This is a genomic window from Nonomuraea sp. NPDC049695 (assembly GCF_040674955.1).
Taxonomy (GTDB): Bacteria; Actinomycetota; Actinomycetes; order Streptosporangiales; family Streptosporangiaceae; genus Nonomuraea; species Nonomuraea helvata.
Genome location: NZ_JBFANV010000040.1, coordinates 55,574 through 74,130, shown reverse-complemented (window position 1 = coordinate 74,130; position 18,557 = coordinate 55,574). Strand labels below are relative to the sequence as shown.

General features: G+C 71.3%; 16 protein-coding genes. 9 read left to right on the top strand and 7 right to left on the bottom strand.

Going from position 1 to position 18,557, the window contains the following annotated elements; translation table 11 throughout:
• Positions 1 to 3: 3 nt before the first annotated feature.
• Both AB0J64_RS30540 and AB0J64_RS30535 read right to left on the bottom strand, forming a co-directional pair.
• Positions 4 to 1,548, bottom strand: a complete 1,545-nt coding sequence (locus tag AB0J64_RS30540; RefSeq protein WP_364034240.1) for an FAD-dependent monooxygenase — start codon at positions 1,546 to 1,548, stop codon at positions 4 to 6.
• Positions 1,545 to 2,003, bottom strand: coding sequence for a hypothetical protein (locus tag AB0J64_RS30535; RefSeq protein ID WP_364034237.1), 459 nt, complete (start codon positions 2,001 to 2,003; stop codon positions 1,545 to 1,547). The genes AB0J64_RS30540 and AB0J64_RS30535 overlap by 4 nt, the downstream gene beginning before the upstream one ends.
• Before the next feature lie 64 nt (positions 2,004 to 2,067).
• On the opposite strand from AB0J64_RS30535, the gene AB0J64_RS30530 reads away from it, so the two are divergent.
• Positions 2,068 to 2,670: a PadR family transcriptional regulator gene (locus tag AB0J64_RS30530; RefSeq protein ID WP_364034234.1), complete on the top strand. Its 603-nt coding sequence runs from the start codon at positions 2,068 to 2,070 to the stop codon at positions 2,668 to 2,670.
• On the opposite strand, the gene AB0J64_RS30525 is transcribed toward AB0J64_RS30530, so the two are convergent.
• The 5 genes from AB0J64_RS30525 to iolC all read right to left on the bottom strand — a co-directional run bounded on the left by AB0J64_RS30525 (position 2,615) and on the right by iolC (position 8,252).
• Positions 2,615 to 3,667, bottom strand: coding sequence for an AI-2E family transporter (locus AB0J64_RS30525; RefSeq protein ID WP_364034231.1), 1,053 nt, complete (start codon positions 3,665 to 3,667; stop codon positions 2,615 to 2,617). The genes AB0J64_RS30530 and AB0J64_RS30525 overlap by 56 nt on opposite strands.
• Before the next feature lie 61 nt (positions 3,668 to 3,728).
• Positions 3,729 to 5,579 carry a 3D-(3,5/4)-trihydroxycyclohexane-1,2-dione acylhydrolase (decyclizing) gene (gene iolD, locus AB0J64_RS30520; RefSeq protein WP_364034229.1) on the bottom strand — a complete coding sequence of 617 codons (1,851 nt, stop codon included), beginning with the start codon at positions 5,577 to 5,579 and terminating at the stop codon, positions 3,729 to 3,731.
• Positions 5,576 to 6,415 (bottom strand): 5-deoxy-glucuronate isomerase, encoded by an 840-nt coding sequence (iolB, locus tag AB0J64_RS30515; protein ID WP_364034227.1) that lies wholly within the window; start codon positions 6,413 to 6,415, stop codon positions 5,576 to 5,578. The genes iolD and iolB overlap by 4 nt, the downstream gene beginning before the upstream one ends.
• Positions 6,412 to 7,302: a deoxyribose-phosphate aldolase gene (locus AB0J64_RS30510; RefSeq protein ID WP_364034279.1), complete on the bottom strand. Its 891-nt coding sequence runs from the start codon at positions 7,300 to 7,302 to the stop codon at positions 6,412 to 6,414. Before AB0J64_RS30510 ends, iolB begins: the two co-directional genes overlap by 4 nt.
• Before the next feature lie 11 nt (positions 7,303 to 7,313).
• Positions 7,314 to 8,252, bottom strand: a complete 939-nt coding sequence (gene iolC, locus AB0J64_RS30505; protein WP_364034225.1) for a 5-dehydro-2-deoxygluconokinase — start codon at positions 8,250 to 8,252, stop codon at positions 7,314 to 7,316.
• A 263-nt stretch (positions 8,253 to 8,515) separates the two neighbouring features.
• On the opposite strand from iolC, the gene AB0J64_RS30500 reads away from it, so the two are divergent.
• The 8 genes from AB0J64_RS30500 to AB0J64_RS30465 are packed head-to-tail and all read left to right on the top strand — an operon-like array spanning position 8,516 to position 18,551.
• Positions 8,516 to 9,904 (top strand): extracellular solute-binding protein, encoded by a 1,389-nt coding sequence (locus AB0J64_RS30500; RefSeq protein ID WP_364034223.1) that lies wholly within the window; start codon positions 8,516 to 8,518, stop codon positions 9,902 to 9,904.
• Positions 9,879 to 10,805, top strand: coding sequence for a sugar ABC transporter permease (locus tag AB0J64_RS30495; RefSeq protein ID WP_364034221.1), 927 nt, complete (start codon positions 9,879 to 9,881; stop codon positions 10,803 to 10,805). The genes AB0J64_RS30500 and AB0J64_RS30495 overlap by 26 nt, the downstream gene beginning before the upstream one ends.
• Positions 10,802 to 11,620, top strand: coding sequence for a carbohydrate ABC transporter permease (locus AB0J64_RS30490; RefSeq protein ID WP_344986797.1), 819 nt, complete (start codon positions 10,802 to 10,804; stop codon positions 11,618 to 11,620). Before AB0J64_RS30495 ends, AB0J64_RS30490 begins: the two co-directional genes overlap by 4 nt.
• Positions 11,620 to 12,684, top strand: a complete 1,065-nt coding sequence (locus AB0J64_RS30485) for an ABC transporter ATP-binding protein (protein WP_364034219.1) — start codon at positions 11,620 to 11,622, stop codon at positions 12,682 to 12,684. Before AB0J64_RS30490 ends, AB0J64_RS30485 begins: the two co-directional genes overlap by 1 nt.
• Positions 12,681 to 13,859 carry a CehA/McbA family metallohydrolase gene (locus tag AB0J64_RS30480; protein WP_364034217.1) on the top strand — a complete coding sequence of 393 codons (1,179 nt, stop codon included), beginning with the start codon at positions 12,681 to 12,683 and terminating at the stop codon, positions 13,857 to 13,859. Before AB0J64_RS30485 ends, AB0J64_RS30480 begins: the two co-directional genes overlap by 4 nt.
• Positions 13,850 to 14,746: a TIM barrel protein gene (locus AB0J64_RS30475; protein WP_364034214.1), complete on the top strand. Its 897-nt coding sequence runs from the start codon at positions 13,850 to 13,852 to the stop codon at positions 14,744 to 14,746. The genes AB0J64_RS30480 and AB0J64_RS30475 overlap by 10 nt, the downstream gene beginning before the upstream one ends.
• Positions 14,743 to 15,822 (top strand): Gfo/Idh/MocA family oxidoreductase, encoded by a 1,080-nt coding sequence (locus AB0J64_RS30470; protein ID WP_364034211.1) that lies wholly within the window; start codon positions 14,743 to 14,745, stop codon positions 15,820 to 15,822. Before AB0J64_RS30475 ends, AB0J64_RS30470 begins: the two co-directional genes overlap by 4 nt.
• Complete coding sequence (locus tag AB0J64_RS30465) at positions 15,819 to 18,551, top strand: glycoside hydrolase family 38 C-terminal domain-containing protein (RefSeq protein WP_364034208.1); 2,733 nt, start codon at positions 15,819 to 15,821, stop codon at positions 18,549 to 18,551. The genes AB0J64_RS30470 and AB0J64_RS30465 overlap by 4 nt, the downstream gene beginning before the upstream one ends.
• Positions 18,552 to 18,557: the final 6 nt, after the last annotated feature.

The window sequence follows — 18,557 nt, the reverse complement described above, 5'->3', positions numbered from 1 at the left end:
GTGTCAGTGGAGGATCTGGCGCAGGGCGCTTTCCAAGCGCGCCGCAGGCGTGCCGCCGTCTCCAGGCTCGGGTGTGTCGGAGCGCCAGGCCACGTATCCGTCCGGGCGGACCAGGACGGCGTCGCAGCCGTAGCGGGACTCCCAATGACCGTCCACGTCGATCAGGTCCGATCCGACCCGGTAGGCCCGCACCCCGTCGGCCGCCGCCCGCGCCCACGAATCCCCGCCGGGCCCGCACAGCAGCACGAACGAGTCGTGGAACAGGTCGTGCACGCCGATCCGGCGCCCGTCCATGTCCAGCCAGAGGTGTGGTGCCCGAGTGCCGGGTCGCGCGTGCTCCGACACCCCGTCGCCGAACACGGGGCCGGGGGAGGCTCCGATCATCGCCGTGGAGGCGTACCGCTGGCCGAGGATGGACGTGACCGCGTCCATCGGGTCTTCCTCCGGTGTGGGGCTGAACCTGGCGTTCTGGCTGCGTACGGTCAGGTCGGCCAGCTCCAGCGCCACCGGGCGGCGCTCGGCCTCGTACGTGTCGAGCAGCGCGTCCGAGGCCCGCCCCGCGAGGACGGCCGCGAGCTTCCAGGCCAGGTTGTGCGCGTCCTGGACCGCCGAGTTGGCGCCCAGCGCCTGGGCGGGCGGCCACACGTGCGCGGCGTCCCCGGCGAGGAAGACCCGGCCGGAACGGTAGCTGTCGGCCACGCCGGCCGCCTCCGTCCACGATGCCTTGTTGACCAGCTCCACAGGGATGTCGCGGCCGATGAGAGCCTTGGCGGCGGTCACGCAGCGCTCGTCGGTGAAGTCGTCGGGCGATTCCTCGCGCGGGTCGTACATCAGGGCCAAGCCCCAGTGGTCGCGCAGCGCGTGGGAGACGAATCCTCCGGAGACCGGGCTGCCGGGTGCGCCGATCATCCAGAACAGGGCTCGCTTGGTGATGATGTCGGAAAGATCGGCTTTGAAGACAACGGCCACGAAGTGGCGCAGCGGGCCGGGGCCGCTTCGGGCGATGCCGAGCCGCTCCCTGATGGCGCCGCCGTAACCGTCGGCGCCGATCACGTACTGGGCCCTGATCGTGCGCCGCTCGCCGGTGGAGCGGTTCTCCACCACGGCCGTCACACCGTCGTCATCGGGCTCGATCGACTGGCACTGCGTGTCGAACCAGAGCTCCGCACCCTTGGCGCGGGCCGCCTCGATCAGGATCGGCTCGACCGTGCTCTGGTCGGCCATGCAGAACTGGCCGGCGGTCAGCTCGGGCAGCGCCCGTGGGAACTCGTCGCCGAACAACCAATGCCACTCGTCCACCAGCGTCGCGCAGCGGGCGACGCCGGCCTCCTCCTCGAAAGGCCGGCCCGCCTCCATCACGCGCTGCTCCAGGCCGAGCGGCCGGTAGATCTCGAGGGTACGCGGGTTGATCCCCCTGGCCCTGCCCAGGACCGACACGCCGGGGTGGCGGTCGACCAGCAGGCAGGGCACGCCCTGGTGGGAGAGGAAGAGCGCTGAGGCGAGGCCCGCGTAGCCGCCTCCGACGATCAGGACCGGGACGTCTTTCACGGTGCGGTCTCCAGGTTGCGCGCGGGGTCGTCGACCGTCGGGTGGGTGCGGTTCTTCTGGGCCTGGCGGACGTCGCGGACGTACTCGCGGGACATCATCGCGGTGATGATCGCGACACCGCGGCGCTGGACGCGGACCTCGCTCGTGGCGGCCGTGCCGACCAGGCGGATGCGCCGACCGGAGCCCTCCGTGGGCGCCTCGTAGTCCTTGACCTTGCCCCTGCCGGTCCAGTGCAGGTCCCAGTGGTCGACGGTGGCGTCATCGGGGACCAGCACCTTGACCACGCCGTGGTCGACGTCCAGCCGAACCTCCACCTCGTCGGGCAGGCCGGGGGAGCGCAGGTCGATGGTGCTCTTGCCGTAACGGTTGCGGACCTCGAAGCGGCCCGCGGTGGTCCAGTTGCCCAGCCGTTTGGTGTCTGCGTGGTCGGAGTGGATTCGCTCAACTTCGCTCATGGCTCGATAGTTGCATTGAAACTAGTTTCTCGTCAACTAGTAACGTGGGGGCTAGTATTGACACATGGCTCTCGATCGCGGCTCGCCGCTCGCCCTGACCGTGCTGGCCCTCCTGCGCTACCAGCCGCTGCATCCGTACGGCATCCAGCGCCTGCTCAAGCAGTGGGGCAAGGACCTGGTGGTCAACGTCGGCCAGCGGGCCGGCCTCTACCGGACCATCGACCGGCTGCTGGAGGGCGGCCTGATCAGGGTCCGCGAGACGGGGCGCGACCAGCAGTACCCCGAGCGCACGGTCTACGAGCTCACCGACGAGGGCGAGGCGGCGCTGGGCAAGTGGCTGGACGAGATGCTCAGCACGCCCAAGCAGGAGTTCCCGCAGTTCCCCGCGGCACTGACGAACGCTCTCCTGCTCGCCCCCGAAGCGCTGGCGCAGGCGCTCGAGCGGCGCGAGCGCGCGGTCGCCCAGACGCTGGCCGAGCTGGACGCGTCCCTGGCCGCCGAGGCCGGCCTGCCACGCGTCACCATGCTGGAGGTCGAATACCTGCGCGAGATGACGGCCGCCGAGACCCGGTGGCTCCGCGCGGTCATCGAGGATCTGCGGGCCGGGCGGCTCACCTGGTCGAAGGAGTCGTTGGAGGGGGCAGCGGCCGGGTGGGAGGCGTCCTGACCTCCGCGTGACCGGCGGGGCCCCTCGAGTTCCGCAGCAGGGCCACGATCACCCCCGCCACCGGGGCGGCCAGGAACGCGCCGATGACGCCCGCGACCAGGCTGCCCACCGCGATGGCGATCAGGATGACCGCGCCCGGCAGGTCCAGGGCCCTGCCGTAGATCTGCGGCGCCAGCACGTGCCCCTCGATCTGCTGCACCGCCACGGTCACCCCGACCACGATGAGCGCCACCAGCCAGCCTTTCGCCACGAGAGCGACCACCGCGGCCAGCAGCCCCGCGACGAACGCGCCCACCACCGGCAGGTACGCCCCCACGAACGTCAGCACCGCCAGCGGCAACGCGATCGGCACTCCCAGGAGCCACAGGGCCGATCCGATGAAGAGCGCGTCCACCGCGCCCACCATCGCGATCCCGCGGATGTAGCGGCCGACCACGGTGATCACCACGTGACCGGCCTCGGTGAGGCGGGGCCTGGCCGAGGCGGGCGCGAGCTCCACGAGCCAGCGGAAGAGCCGGTCGCCGCCGTGCACGAAGTAGATCGACAGGATGACCGCGAGCACCGCCCCGACGACGATCTCGCCCACCGTCTTTACCCCGGCCAGCGCGCCGGTGGTGAGCTGGCGGCCCTGGCCGGTCAGGTACTCCTTGGCCTGCGCGGCGAGCCGGCGCGGATCGAGCCCGAACCTGGCGGTCAGATGGTGCAGGTCGTCGAGCACCTTGCCGAAGCTGCTCCGCAGCTGGGACACGCTGTCAATGGTGGGCGGCACCACCAGCGCGAACAGGCCGGCCGCCAGCACGAGCCCGCCCCCGAAGACGATCGCGGTGGACAGGGCGCGGTTCAGCCCGCGCGACCTGAGCCAGCGGGCGGCGGGCAGGAGCAGCGCCGTGATGAACACGCCGATGACGATCGAGACCGCCACCGTGCGTACGTGGTAGAGGCAGAAGCCGGCCACCGCGATCAACGCGAGCCAGCCGAGCAGCCGCCACGGCCTCATCTCCTGCCCCCCGTTCTGCCTGGTCAGAGGCGTTCCCTGGAGGGATCGGCGGCAATCCTGGTCAGCCGGGCGGAGTGAGGTGGGGTCGCTGGGAGAGCTTGTTCACCTCGTACGTCTCCCGCGCCGCCCGGGTCGCGTCCGTCGTGCCGACCGCCGCCACCGGCACGTCCCACCACGCCTCGGAGGACGGCACGTCGTCCGCCATCGGGTCGGTGCGGACGTAGATCACCGTGGTCTCGGTCGCCGAACGGGCCGCGTCGAGCGCCTTGCGCAGGTCGGCGACCGACTCGGGGCGCAGCACCGAGGCGCCGAGGCTGGCCGCGTTGGCGGCGAGGTCGACCGGCAGTGGCCCGCCGTCGCGGTGCCGGTACGAGGTGCCGAGCCGCTCCGCGCCGACGCTCTCCGACAGCCGGCCGATGGAGGCGAAGCCGGAGTTGTCGACCAGGACGACGATCAGCTTGATCCCCTCGGAGACCGCCGTGACGAGCTCCTGGGCCATCATCAGGTACGAGCCGTCGCCCACCATGACGAACACCTCGCGCTCCGGCGCCGCCATCCTGACGCCCAGCCCGCCGGCGATCTCGTAGCCCATGCAGGAGTAGCCGTACTCGACGTGGTAGCTGCCCGGGCCGCTCGGCCGCCAGAGCTTGTGCAGGTCGCCGGGCATCGAACCGGCCGCGCACACCACCACGCCGTCGTCGCCCGCCGCCGCGTTGACCGCGCCGATCACGGCGGACTGGGGCAGCGGCGAGCCCTCCAGCGCGTACGCGTGGTCCACCGCCGCGTCCCACTCCCGGGTCAGCTCGGCGGCCCGCTCCCGGTAGGCGTGCGGCGGGCCGCTCCAGCCGGCGAACGCCTCGACCAGGTCCGCCAGCCCCTCGCGGGCGTCGGCCACCAGTTGCGTGCCCGACAGCTTGGCGGCGTCGAAGGCGGTGATGTTGAGGTTCAGGAACCGGGCGTCCGGCGCGAAGATCGTCCGGGAGGCCGTGGTGAAGTCGCTGTAGCGGGTGCCGACGCCGATGATCAGGTCGGCCTCGCGGGCCAGCGCGTTGGCCGCCGTGGTGCCGGTGGCGCCGATCGCCCCCATGGCGAGCGGGTGCCCGTACGGGAGGGCGCCCTTGCCGGCCTGCGTCTCGGCCACCGGGATGCCGTACGTCTCGGCGAAGATCCGCAGCTGCTCCGTGGCCTCGCTGTAGATCGTCCCGCCGCCCGCCACGATGAGCGGACGCGAGGCCGACTTGACCAGCCGGGCCGCCCGGTAGACGGCGGCCCGCTCGGGGGCGGGCCTGGGGATGTGCCACACGCGCCGCGCGAACAGCTCGTCCGGCCAGTCGTACGCCTCCGCCTGCACGTCCTGCGGCAGCGCCAGCGTCACCGCGCCGGTCTCGGCCGGGTCGGTGAGCACGCGCATGGCGGCCAGCAGCGCGGACGGGAGCTGCTCGGGCCGGTTGATCCGGTCCCAGTAGCGGGAGACCGGCTTGAAGCAGTCGTTGACGGAGATGTCGTACGAGCGCTGATCCTCCAGCTCCTGCAGCACCGGGCCCGCCACGCGGGTGGAGAAGATGTCGCCGGGCAGCAGGAGCACCGGCAGCCGGTTGATCGTCGCGCCGGCCGCGCCGGTGATCATGTTGGTCGCGCCGGGGCCGATGGAGGTCGTGCACGCCAGCGTGGCCAGGCGGTTGGAGGCCCGGGCGTAGGCGGCGGCCGTGTGGACCATGGCCTGCTCGTTGCGGCTCAGGTGGTAGGGCAGGTCCTCGGTGGAGGTGGCCAGCGCCTGGCCGAGCCCGGCGACGTTGCCGTGGCCGAAGATGCCGCAGATGCCGCCGAAGAACCTGCGCTCCAGCCCGTCGCGCTCGCTCCACTGCTGGGCCAGGAAGCGTACGACGGCCTGCCCGACCGTCAACTGTGTCATGAGGTCCTCCCGAACGGCAGTCGCGGGTCGGTGGGCTGGGCTTCCCAGGAGGAGCGGATCCAGGCGTGGCGCGGATCGTCGCAGAACGCCATCGAACGCTGCTCCGCCGGGCCCGCCAGGACGTTCAGGTAGTACATGTCGTAGCCGGGGGCGGCCATGGCGGGGCCGTGGTAGCCGTACGGGACCAGGACGGCATCGCCGGAGGAGACCTCGGCCAGGGTGTCGATGTGGCCGCGCTCGGAGGAGTAGACGCGCTGGTAGCCGATGCCCTGGTCGCGTACCTCGAAGTAGTAGATCTCCTCCAGGACCGCCTCGCCCGGATTGTCGGTGTCGTGTTTGTGCGGCGGGTACGACGACCAGTTGCCGCCCGGGGTGATGACCTCCACGGCCATGAGCTTGTGGCAGTCGAAGGCGTCGGGGGAGGCGAAGTTGTTCACCTGGCGGGTGGCCTGGCCCGCGCCGCGGATCTCGACCGCGACCTCGGCGGCGGCCACGTACCGAGGCTCCAGCGCGCGGGTGGCGCGGGCGGAGGGCAGCGCGATCCGTCCGGCGCCCTGGATGGTCACCTGGGTGCCGATCGGGACGTAGGCGAAGTCGCTCGGCCCGTCGAACACCGAGGCCCTGCCCGTCAGCACGAACGTGTCGTCAGGGATCGTCACCGTGCAGGAGCCCGAGAGCGGGAGGACCAGCATCTCCTCCTCGCCCGTGTCGAAGGAGACCGGGGCGTCCGTCAGGTCCACGACGCGCAGTCCCGAGTACGTCCAGCCTGCCGAGGACGGGGTGATCTCGACCGACCAGGGGCCGTTGGCGGCCTTGCCGTACGGAAGGTATGTCATTTACGAGCCTCTCGAACCAGGGCGGCGGCGCCGTCCACCGCGGTCGCCACGTCGTCATCCGGCGGGTAGAGCAGGGCGCGGCCCACCACGAGGCCCCGCACCCCGGGCAGGGCGAGGGCGCGGTGCCAGTCGGCGTAGGCGGCGTCGATGTCCGGCGGGTCGCCGCCGAGCAGCAGGGCGGGCAGCGTGGTGGCGGCCATCACGCGCTCCATCTCCGCCACTGCCGGGATCTTGAGCCACGTGTACGCCGAGGTCACGCCGAGCGCCTGGGCGATGCTGATCGAGCGGATCACGGCGTCGGGCGACAGGTCGTTGCGGAGCGCCCCCGACTCCGTGCGCCGCGACCAGAAGGGCTCCACCATGGCCATCAGGCGGTGGCGGGCCAGGTCCGTGACCGCGCGGGCGCAGGACTCCAGGGTGGACACGGTCGCGTGGTCGGTCGGGTCGATGCGGCAGAGCATCTTGCCGCCGTCCAGGCGCATCGCGTCGATCGAGGCCGCGTCGAAGCCGGTGAAGCGGTCGTCCAGCTCGAAGACCGAGCCCTGCAGGCCGCCCCTGTTCATGGAGCCGAAGGCGAGCTTGCCCTCCAGCGCGCCCAGCAGGAGCAGGTCCTCCAGCACGTCGGGCGAGGCCAGGATGCCGTCCACGCCGGGGCGGGCGAGCGCCACCTGGAGGCGGTCGAGCAGGTCCGTGCGGCTGGCCATGGCCAGCGGCCGGTCGCGTACGCCCAGGGAGCCGCGGGCCGGATGGTCGGCGGCGATGATCAGCAGCCGCTCGCCCTCGCCGGGCAGGCCGCGCCGCTGCCGGCGGGCCGCGGCCTCGGCGATCTCCTCGGGGCGCGTCGCCCTGATGTGGGTGAGCCGCTCGTAGGCGGCGGTCCTGGACAGCGTGACGTCACTCAAGAGCCGGCCCCGTTCAGCAGGTCTTCCACTTCCGCCGTGGACGGCATCGCGTCGGCGCAGGCCAGCTGGGCGGCCACGTAGGCGCCCGCCGCGTTGGCGAAGCGCACCGTGCGCTCCAGCGGCCAGCCGCGCAGCAGCCCGAGGCAGAGGGCGCCGCCGAACGCGTCGCCCGCTCCGATGCCGTTGACCACCTTCACCTCCACCGGCTCCACCAAGGCACTTTCCTCAGAGGTACGCGCGAGAACCCCCTCGGGGCCCATTTTCACGACGGCCACTTTCACGCCCGCGTCCAGCAGCGCCTGCGCGGCGGCCTCCGGGTCGCGCACGCCCACCGCGGTCTCCACCTCGTCCAGGTTGCCGACGGCGACGTTCGCGTACGGGAGTGCCCGCCGCGCCGCCTCGTGCGCGGCCTCCCGCGACTCCCACAGTGTCGGCCGCCAGTCGAGGTCGAACACGGTCCAGCCCGACGTGCGCGCCGACAGGGCGGCGGCGTGGGCGGCGGCGCTCGGCTCCTTGCTCAGCCCGGTCAGCGAGAACCAGAACAGGCTCGTCTCCGCGATTGCCCGGAGGTCCAGGTGGGAAGGGGAGATCCGCAGGTCCGGCGGGTGCTCGCCCCGGTAGAAGTAGATCGGGAAGTGGTCGGGAGGGAAGATCTCGCAGAACGTCACGGGCGTCGGCGGGCCCTCGATGGTGCTCACGAAGGCGTCGTCCACGCCGAAGCCGCGGATCGCCCGCCGTACGAACTCTCCGAACGGATCCGCCCCCACGCCGGTGATCACGGCGGAGCGCAGCCCGTGGCGTGCCGCGGCGACGGCCACGTTGGTCGGGCTGCCGCCGAGGAACTTGCCGAAGGTCTCGACGTCGGCCAGGCCGACGCCGGTCTGCAGCGGATAGATGTCGACGCCGCAGCGGCCGATCGTGATCAGGTCGTACAAAGCACCTCCAAGAGGGAGCCTACCGTCGACACTATGGCATATTGTCATGACATTCGGATGTCCGCTATATTACCTAACGTGCCCAGACCGAAACCCGTGCGACGCACAACGGAAGGTGTCGGACTGTTAGCCCCCGGGTGTCCGGGCAAAGGCGCAGCATGCGGGCACATCCCGGAAGTTTGGCGGGGCCTTTACGTCATCTGAATGTCATGACATATTGGCCGATGGCTTTACCTCCTTTACGGACATGGCGGAGGGTACGCATGGCATTGCGGAAACGGTCGATGGGTGTGGTCGCGGTCCTGGCGGCGACCGGGCTGGGGTTGGCCGCCTGCGGCCAGTCGTCCGGCGGGGGTGGCGACGCCATCGAATTAACGATCACCCAGAACGCCATCGCGGGCGGGAAGAACGCCGCCGGCGCGGACTTCATCACCAACTGGGTGATCCCCAAGTTCGAGGCGGCCCAGAAGGCCAAGGGCAAGGACGTCAAGGTCAAGTTCATCCCCAGCGGTGTCGACGACGAGCAGTACAAGACCAAGCTCTCCCTGGATCTCAAGTCAGGCAAGGGCGCGGACGTCATGGACATCGACAGCATCTGGGCCGGCGAGTTCGCCGAGGCGGGCTACCTCAAGCCGCTGTCGGACCTGGTCGGGGCGGACGCCGACAACTGGGACGGCTGGTCGCAGATCCCCGAGGCCGTGCAGGGCATGGCCACGTTCAACGGCAAGAAGTACGCCCTGCCCGTCGGCACCGACGGCCGGGTGCTCTACTTCAACAAGACCCTCTTCCAGAAGGCCGGGCTCCCGGCCGACTGGCAGCCGAAGAGCTGGCAGGAGATCCTCGACGCCGGCGCCAAGCTGAAGTCCTCCGGCGTGCCCGTGCCGATCCAGATCAACGCCGGCACCGCGATGGGCGAGGCCACCTCCATGCAGGGCGTGCTGCCGCTGCTCGCGGGCGCGGGCGGCGAGGTGCAGAAGGACGGCAAGTGGACCGGCGCCTCGCAGCCGATGAAGGACGCGCTCGGCCTCTACCAGAAGATCTACGGCGGCGGCCTCGGCGACCCCAAGCTCCAGCAGGAGGCCAAGGGCCGCGACAAGTCGTTCCAGCAGTTCGCGGCCGGCAAGATCGGCATCCTGATGGAGGGCGACTACTTCTGGCGCGGCGTCGTCAACCCCAAGACCGGTGTGGCCAAGATGGCCGACCGTGACCAGGTCGTCGGCTACGCCATGATCCCGGCCATGGAGCCCGGCAAGGGCATCCGCGGCCAGGACTTCGTGAGCATGTCCGGCGGCGCCCTGCGTGCCGTGAGCCCCAACAGCAAGCACCCGAAGGAGGCCTTCGAGTTGGCGGCGTTCACGCTGTCGCCGGAGGGGCTGAAGGAGGAGACCAAGGGCGGCAACGTACGCATCACACCGCGTACCGACGTCAACAAGGAGATCCTCGCCGGTGAGCCGCTGCTGACGTACATCTCCGAGAAGGTGCTCCCCCTGACGGCCTACCGGCCGCCGGTCGCCGTCTACCCGCAGGTGTCGGTGGCGCTGCAGGAGGCCACCGCCGCGGTGGCGGGCGGCACCGCGCCCGACCAGGCGGCGGCCGACTACCAGAAGAAGCTTGAGGGAATCGTCGGTGGCGCTGGCAACATCGCCTCCTGAGGCCGCCGAGGCCGCCCGGCCGGACCGGTACAGCTCGGACGCGGCGGGCCTCGGCAGGCTGCGGGCAGGGGTCTTCGTGGCCCCCGCCCTGCTGCTCGTCGCGGTCTTCCTCGTCTTCCCCGCGCTCTGGGTGCTCTATCTCGGGCTCACGAACTACCGCCTGACCGGCGCGGCCGCGGCGGAGCCCCAGTTCGTCGGGCCGGCCAACCTCATCGAGGCGGTCGCCAACCCCGAGTTCTGGAGCTCCACGTGGCTGACGGTCGAGTTCGTGGCGGGCTCGGCCGTCATCGGGCAGGTCGGGCTCGGCTTCACGATCGCCTGGCTGCTGCGCGACCGGCGCGGTCCGCTGAAGCGGCTGGTGGAGGGCCTGGTCATCCTGGCCTGGATCCTTCCGAGCGCGATCGTGTCGTTCCTGTGGGTGGCGCTGCTCGACCGCGACGCCGGCACGCTCAACGCGCTGCTCGGCATCCAGGGCTTCGCCTGGCTGCTCGACCACCCCATGCTGTCGATCATCGTGTTCAACATCTGGCGCGGCACGGCGTTCTCGATGATGTTGTACGGCGCCGCGCTCGGCAACGTGCCCCCGTCGCACCTGGAGAGCGCCCGCCTGGCCGGGGCCTCCGGCTGGCAGCAGCTCAGGGACGTGGTGTTCCCGCACATCAGAGGCCACATCCTGACGAACCTGCTGCTGATCAGCCTGTGGACCTTCAACGACTTCACCCCCTTCCTGCTCACCGCGGGCGGCCCCGACGGCAAGTCCGAGGTGCTGGCCGTGCACGTGTACAAGGTCGCGCTGCAGAGCGGCGAGCTGGGCCACGGAGCCGCGGTCTCCACGATCATCCTGCTCATCAACCTGGTCGTGGCGGTGTTCTACCTGCGGCTGCTCCGGAGCAAGAAATGACGCGTTTCGTGCTGGGCCGGATCGGCTTCTACACGCTGATCGCGGTGCTGCTGGCCTTCTTCACGATCCCGCTGCTGTGGCTGGTGACGGCGCCCTTCACGTCGAACCCGACGTACGAGGTCACCGTGCCCGACTTCACCTGGGACAACTTCGAGGCGGTCATCGAGCACCCGTACGCGCTGCCGTCCCTCTACAACTCCCTGCTGCTGTCGGTCGGCACGGCCGTCCTGGTGGTGATCATGGCCGCGCTGGCCGCGTACGCGCTGAGCCGGGTGCGGCTGCCCGGCCGGGACGCGCTGCTCTACGCGCTGCTGCTGCTGTCGTCGATCATCACGGGGACGGCGGCCATGGTGCCGCTGTTCCAGCTCGCGGTGGAGCTGAACCTCATCGACTCGCAGCTCGGACTGATCCTCATCCTGACCGGCGGGCTGCTGCCGGCGGCGATCTTCATGCTCAAGGACTTCATGGACTCGACGCCGAAGTCGTACGAGGAGTCGGCGCGGGTGTTCGGGGCCACGCCGCTGCAGATCGTGCGGCACGTGGTGGTGCCGCTCGTACGGCCCGGGCTGGCGACGATCGCGGTCTGGGCCGTGGCCAACGTGTGGGGAAACTTCCTGATGCCGTATCTGCTGCTGAGCGACGTCGAGAAGCAGCCGGCCGCCGTGATCACGTACACCCTGTACACGGAGGGCGGGCAGGCCAACCTCAGCATGCTGTCCACGTTCGGCCTGCTCTACTCGGTCCCCGTGGTGCTCATGTATCTGTTCGTCAGCAAGAAGTACGGCTTCCGCTTCCACGGAGGGATCAAGCGTTAATGGCCGGAATCGAACTACGCGGCCTGACCAAGGTCTACCCCGGCGGGGTGAAGGCGCTCGACTCGCTCGACCTGGCCATCCCCGACGGCGAGTTCTTCGCCCTGCTCGGGCCCTCCGGCTGCGGCAAGACGACGCTGCTGCGCACGATCGCCGGGCTGGAGACCGCGACCGGCGGGGCCGTCGTCATCGGCGACAAGGACGTGACAGGCGTGCAGCCGGGCGGCCGGGACGTCGCCATGGTCTTCCAGGACTACGCGCTCTTCCCGCACATGGACGTCACGGACAACATCGCCTACCCGCTGCGCATCAAGAAGGTCGCCAAGGACACGCGCCGCGACAAGGCCGCCGAGGTTGGGGCGCGGCTCGGCCTCGAACACCTCATGGACCGGCGGCCGGGGCAGCTCTCGGGCGGGCAGCAGCAGCGCGTGGCGCTGGCCAGGGTGATGGCCACGCAGGCGCAGGCGTTCCTCTTCGACGAGCCGCTGTCCAACCTGGACGCCCGGCTGCGGCTCGAAGCCCGTACGTTCCTGAAGAAGCTCCAGCGCGAGCTGGGCGTCACCACCGTCTTCGTCACCCACGACCAGGCGGAGGCCCTGGCCATGGCCGACCGGATGGCCGTCATGGAGAGCGGGCACATCCGGCAGATCGGCACCCCGGCCGAGGTCTTCCAGCGGCCCGCCAACACGTTCGTGGCCGGATTCATCGGCTCGACACCCATGAACCTGCTGGACGGCACCGTACGAGGTGACACGCTGGAGGTGGCAGGCTGCAAGGTGGCCGTCCCGGCCTCGGCCGAAGGACGGCTGTCCGACGGGGAGAAGATCGTGTACGGCGTGCGGCCCGAATACCTGGCCTACTCCTCCGAGCCCGCCGATGGCGCGTTCGGCGGCAAGGTGGTCATCGTGGAGAACCTCGGCGCGTCCCACCTGGTGACCCTCGACGTCAACGACGTGACCGTGCAGGCCGTCGTGCCGGAGGGCGGCGAGCCCGAGATCGGCGACAACGGCTACGCGGCGCCCCGGCGCGACCGCGCACTCGTGTACCGGGACGGAGAGCTCGTTTGAGAGGCCACTGGAGCCTGGACGACCGGCTGGAGCGGATCCTGCGCGAGGTGCCCTTCGAGGTGCCCGCCGGGACCGCGGCCGTCTCCGTCCGCCTGTCGTACGACAGGTCGCAAGGCGTGATCGATCTCGGCTGCGGCGCGCCGGACGGCTTCCGCGGCTGGTCCGGGGGCGCGCGCGACTCGTACACGATCACCCGCGACTGGGCCACCCCCGGCTACCTGCCCGGGGAGCCGGAGGCCGGGACGTGGCACGTGTGGCTGCGGCTGCACCGGATCCCGCCGCAGGGCCTCGACTACGAGCTGGAGATCACCACCTCGGCCGTCGCCCCCGCCGAGCCGGTCGCCGAGGAGCCGCCGCACGGGGAGCGCCCGCCCCGCCGGGACATTCCTTCCGTCGACGGCCTGCGCTGGTTCGCCGGGGACTTCCACGCCCACACCCTGCACAGTGACGGCACCCTGACCATCGCCGAGCTGGCCGAGCTGGCTCATGGCCGCGGCCTCGACTTCCTGGCCGTCACCGACCACAACACCGTCAGCCACCACCCCTGGCTGGCCAAGGTCGACCGTGACATCACGCTCATCCCGGGCCAGGAGGTCACCACCGACCGGGGCCACGCGAACGTGTTCGGCGACGTCGGCTGGGTCGACTTCAGGCAGCCCGCCGACTCCTGGGTCGAGCACGCCGAGCGCGCGGGCGGGCTGATCTCGATCAACCACCCGCTCGGCGGCGACTGCGCCTGGCTGCTGCCCATCGACCGCCGGCCCCGGATCGCCGAGGTCTGGAGCTCCGGCTGGTGGGACCGCCGCTGGGGCGCGCCGCTGGCCTGGGCCGACGCCTGGCGCGACGACGTGATCGCGATCGGCGGCAGCGACTTCCACCGCGACGGCTCCGACGGCCTGCCGGGCTCGCCGACGACGTGGGTGCTGGCCGAGGACACGAGCACGGTGCTGGACGGCGTGCGCGCCGGTCGCACCGCCGTCTCCACAGGCCCCGACGGGCCACTGCTGCTCAGGCTGGGCGACGAGCTGCTCGCGCTGGACGCCGACGGCCTGGTGCTGGTACGCCCGGACGGCACGCGACAGGTCGTACACGGGGAGCGCACGTTACTGCGGGCCGTTGAAGGACGACACCGCCTGGAAACTTACGAGAACGAGGTGATCGCACTATGCGAGTGAAAGTCGCCAACGCGCCCGTGAGCTTCGGCGTGTTCGAGCTGGCCACCGAGGCGCCGCCGCTCAGCGCCGACGAGATGGTCCAGGCGCTGTCCGAGGCCGGTTACGAGGGCATCGACTCAGGGCCGATCGGTTATCTGGGCACCGGGTTCCGGCTGACCGATCGGCTGGCCGCGAACGGGCTGCTGCTCGCGGGCGGCTGGGTGGACCTGCCCTACCGCGACTCGGGGGCGTACCAGGACGGACTGCCCGCGCTGGAGGCCGCGCTCGACGTGTTCGCCGTCGCTCCCTCGGCGCCCGAGGGGTTCGGGCCGCGGCCCACGCTGGCCTGCTCGGGATCGCCCGAGCGGTTCGCGCGCCCCGGTGGGAGCGTTCCAGGTCTGGCGGCGTCCGAGTGGGCGGGTTACGCGGCCCGCGTGCAGGACGCGACCGACCGGTGCCGCGAGCGCGGCTTGGAGCCCGCGTTCCACCACCACCTCGGCACGTACGTCGAGACCCCCGACGACGTGGAGCGGCTGCTGGAGCTGACCGACGTGCAGCTCTGCCTCGACACCGGCCACCTGCTGCTGGCCGGGGGCGACCCCGTGACGGCGCTGCGCGACTGGGCGAGCCGGGTCGGGCACGTGCACATCAAGGACGGCGACACGAAGATCCTCACCACGGCCCTGGCCGACGGCGCCGACCTGCGCGAGCTCATGGGGCGCGGCGGGTTCGCCCGGCTGGGCGAGGGCGAGCTGGACCTGCCCGCCGTGCTGCGCACCCTCGACGAGATCGACTACACGGGATGGATCATCATCGAGCAGGACACCCTGCCCGGACGCCGCACCGTCGCCCAGAACATCGCCGACCAGGCGGCCAACCGCCAGAAGCTGAAGGACTTGGGAATTTGAGAATCGCGCTGGTGGGATGCGGCGCTGTCACGCAGGCGGTGTATGTGCCGCTGCTGTCGAGGCGGCGCGACCTGTTCGAGGTGGTCGCGGTCTGCGATCTGTCACGGACGCTGGCCGACGCCGTGGGCGACCGGCTGGGCGCGGCCGGGCGCTACACGGCGGTGGAGGAGCTGATCTCCGCCGGTGGCTTCGACGCCGTGCTCGTCCTCGCCTCCGGCTCGCACGGGGAGACGGTGGGCCGGGCGCTGGCCGCCGGGTACGCCGTGCTGTGCGAGAAGCCGCTCGCGCTGACCAGGGCCGAGGTGGCGGCGCTGCCCGAGGGGCGGCTGATGGTGGGCTACATGAAGCAGTACGACCCGGCCGTGCGCAGGGCCGAGGAGTTGCTCGCCGAGCTGGGCGGCCCCGAGGTGATCAGGTCGGTCGAGGTGACCGTGCTGCACCCCAGCGGGGAGTCGCAGCTCGCCTTCGCGAACCTGACGCAGGCGCGGGACGTGGATACCGGGCTGCTCGACTCGCTCCGCGCCGCCGAACGCGGTCTCGTCTCGCAGGCGCTGGGGGAGTCGGCGCCGGAGCCGGTGCGGGGGCTGTACGGGGTGGCGCTCGGATCGATCTGCCATGACCTGTCGCTCCTGAGGCGCTTCACCGGATCTCCTGCGGAAGTTTCGTACGTTGAGACGTGGGGTCCCGGGCCCGGGTCCATCGAGATCAGCGGCCCCCTGCCGGTCCAGGGGCGGTTCTCGATCCGCTGGCACTACCTGGAGGACTACCCGGCCTACCGCGAGACCGTGGCGATCCACCACGACAAGGGCTCGCTGGAGCTGGTCTTCCCCTCGCCCTACCTGATGAACGCCCCCACGACCCTGACCGTGGTGTCCGGCGCCGAGAGCCGTACGGAGTACCGGGACGTCACCGAGGCGTTCGAGGTGCAGCTGGCCGCCTTCCATGCTTTCGTGAACGATGGCAAGCCGCCGCTCACCGACGTGGGCGGCGGGCTGGAGGACATCGTGACGGCCCAGCGGATCGCCGCCCGCTACGCCGTACAGCATGATCTGCCCATTGGAGGGGAGGCCGCGTGAGCGCCGAGATCGTCGTCGTCCCGCACACGCACTGGGACAGGGAGTGGTACGAGCCGTTCCAGCGCTTCCGGCTGCGGCTGGTGGCGCTGCTCGACGAGGTGCTCGACCAGATGGAGCGCGAGCCCGCCTACCACTTCACCCTCGACGGGCAGCTGGCCTGCGTGGACGACTACCTGGAGGTGCGGCCGGAGAACCGCGACCGCATCGCTGCGCTCGTCGAGTCCGGGCGGTTGGCGGTGGGCCCGTGGCAGATCCTGCTCGACGAGTTCCTGTGCTCGGGCGAGAACATCGTGCGCAACCTCGAGCTGGGCATGGCCCGGGCGGACAAGCTCGGTGGGGCGATGCCGGTCGGGTACCTGCCCGACATGTTCGGGCACACGGCGCAGATGCCGCAGATCCTGCGCAAGGCCGGGCTGCTGCACGCCTGCGTCTACCGCGGAGTGCCGTCCTCGGTCGTCACCGACGCCTTCGCCTGGGTCGCGCCCGACGGGACGGCGCTGCGTACCCAGTACCTGCCCGCGGGCGGGTACGGCAACGGCGCGCACCTGTTCTCGGACCCGTCCGGGCTGGACGAGCGGGCGGCCGCGTTCGTGACGACCATGCGGGAGTGGCACGGGCCCGAGGGGCCGCTGCTGGCCATGTACGGCACCGACCACTCGGCGCCCGTACGGGGGCTTCCGGACATGGTGGCCGCGATCGGCGCCCGAATGGACACCTTGTCCGGATATATCGCGGAAAACCCCGGCGACGTGGACGGGCTGCCGCGCGTGCCCGGCGAGTTGCGCTCCCACGCGCGCGCCAACATCCTGCCCGGCGTCATCTCGGTCCGCGCCCACGTCAAGCAGGCCATGGGCCGCGCCGAACGCATGGTCGAGCGCTACGCCGAGCCCCTCGCCACCCTCTGGGGCGGGGAGTGGCCGGGCCGCTTCCTCGACATGGCGTGGTGGCGGCTGGTGGACGCCAGCGGGCACGACTCGGTGACCGGCTGCGGCGTCGACGACACCGCCCAGCAGGTGGCCGCGCGCATCGCGGAGGCCGAGCACCTCGGGCAGGCCGTACGCGACATGGTGACCGCCCGCCTGGCCGGGTCGGTGCCCTCCGACGGGGCGCTCGTCGTCAACCCGACTCCTCAGACGCGCAGCGGCGTGGTCGTGGTGGACCTGGCCGGTACGGACCCGCTCGTGGACGCCTCAGGCGCGCCGGTGCCGTCGCAGACGCTGGAGTACGCCGGAACGCTGCTGCTCGACGAGGAGATGGACCCGGCGCTCGCGCTGACCTTCATCCACGGCACCGAGCTCTACGGACAGCAGATCACGGGCTGGTCGGTCGAGGGCGAGACGCTGACGTTCACGGTGGCGCGGGAGACGCCGCTGGCCTTCGACGTGGAGGACCTGCGCGGGGCGCTGGACGAGGTGACCCGCGTGCGCATTCTCGCCGAGCCCAGGCGCAAGGTCGCGGCCCTCGTCGAGGTCCCGCCGCTGGGCCACACGAGCCTACGGCCCGCCCCGCACGAGCAGGTGTACGGGACACCCACCCCCGGCCGCCTGCCCATGGAGCACGACCCGTCCTGCCGGCTCGGCCCCGACTCGGCGATCCTGCCGGTGCGCGGGGACGAGCAGGTGCTGGAGAACGGCCTGCTGCGGGTCACGATCGCCGGCGACGGCACCTTGACGCTGGCGGGCCGCGACGGCACCACGATCACGGGCGCGGGCCGCATCGTGGACGGCGGCGACGTCGGCGACACCTACAACTACGCGCCCCCGCTCACGGACCAGGTCGTCTCCGAGCCGTCGTCCGTGGAGACGGAGCTGATCTGCTCCGGTCCCGTGGTGGCCCGGGTGGACGTACGGCGCACGTACCGGTGGCCCGCCTCCGGCGACGGCGTCGACGGCGCCCCCGAGCTGCCGGCGCCCTCGCGGAGCCCCCGTACCGAGGAGATCGTCGTCACCACCCGCGTCGAGCTGCGGGCCGGGGAGCCGTACGTGCGTCTCCACGTCGAGTTCGACAACCGGTGCGCGGACCATCGGGTGCGCCTGCACGTGCCGCTGCCGGCTCCGGCGTCGCAGTCGCACGCCGAGGGCCAGTTCGCGGTCGTCACCCGCGGGACGACCGCGGAGGGCGGCTGCGGCGAGACCCCGCTGCCCACCTTCCCCGCCTCGTCGTGGGTGGCGGCCGGGGGTGTGGCGGCGCTGCTCGAGCACGTGACCGAGTACGAGCTGGTGGACGGCGAGCTGGCCCTCACCCTGCTGCGCTCGGTCGGCTACCTCTCCCGCAACCGCAACGCCCTCCGCCCCGAACCGGCCGGCCCCCAGCTCCCGACCCCGGCCGCCCAGTCACGCGGGCTCCGCTCGGTGAGCCTGGCGCTGATGCCGTACCAGGAGTCCTGGCAGGAGGTGGTCCCTCAGGCGGAGACCTTCCGCCACGACCTCCTGGTGGTCCCGGGCCAGGGCGACCGGGCGCTCGCGCTGCCTTCTCCCGCGTCCGGGCTGTCGGTGACGGGCGACGGGGTGGTGATGACCTCGCTCAGGATGCGCGACGACTGGCAGGAGCTGCGGGTGGTGGCGCTCACCCCTGACGCCACGGAAGCCGTCATTTCCGGCGCCTTCGGGCAAGCCCGGCGCGCGGATCTGCGCGGTCGTTCCGGCGAGTCTTTGCAGGTCAGCGACGGTGTGCTGCGGCTGCCGATGGGGCCGTGGGAAATCGCGACCATCCAAATTCGTCAACTCTGAGTAATG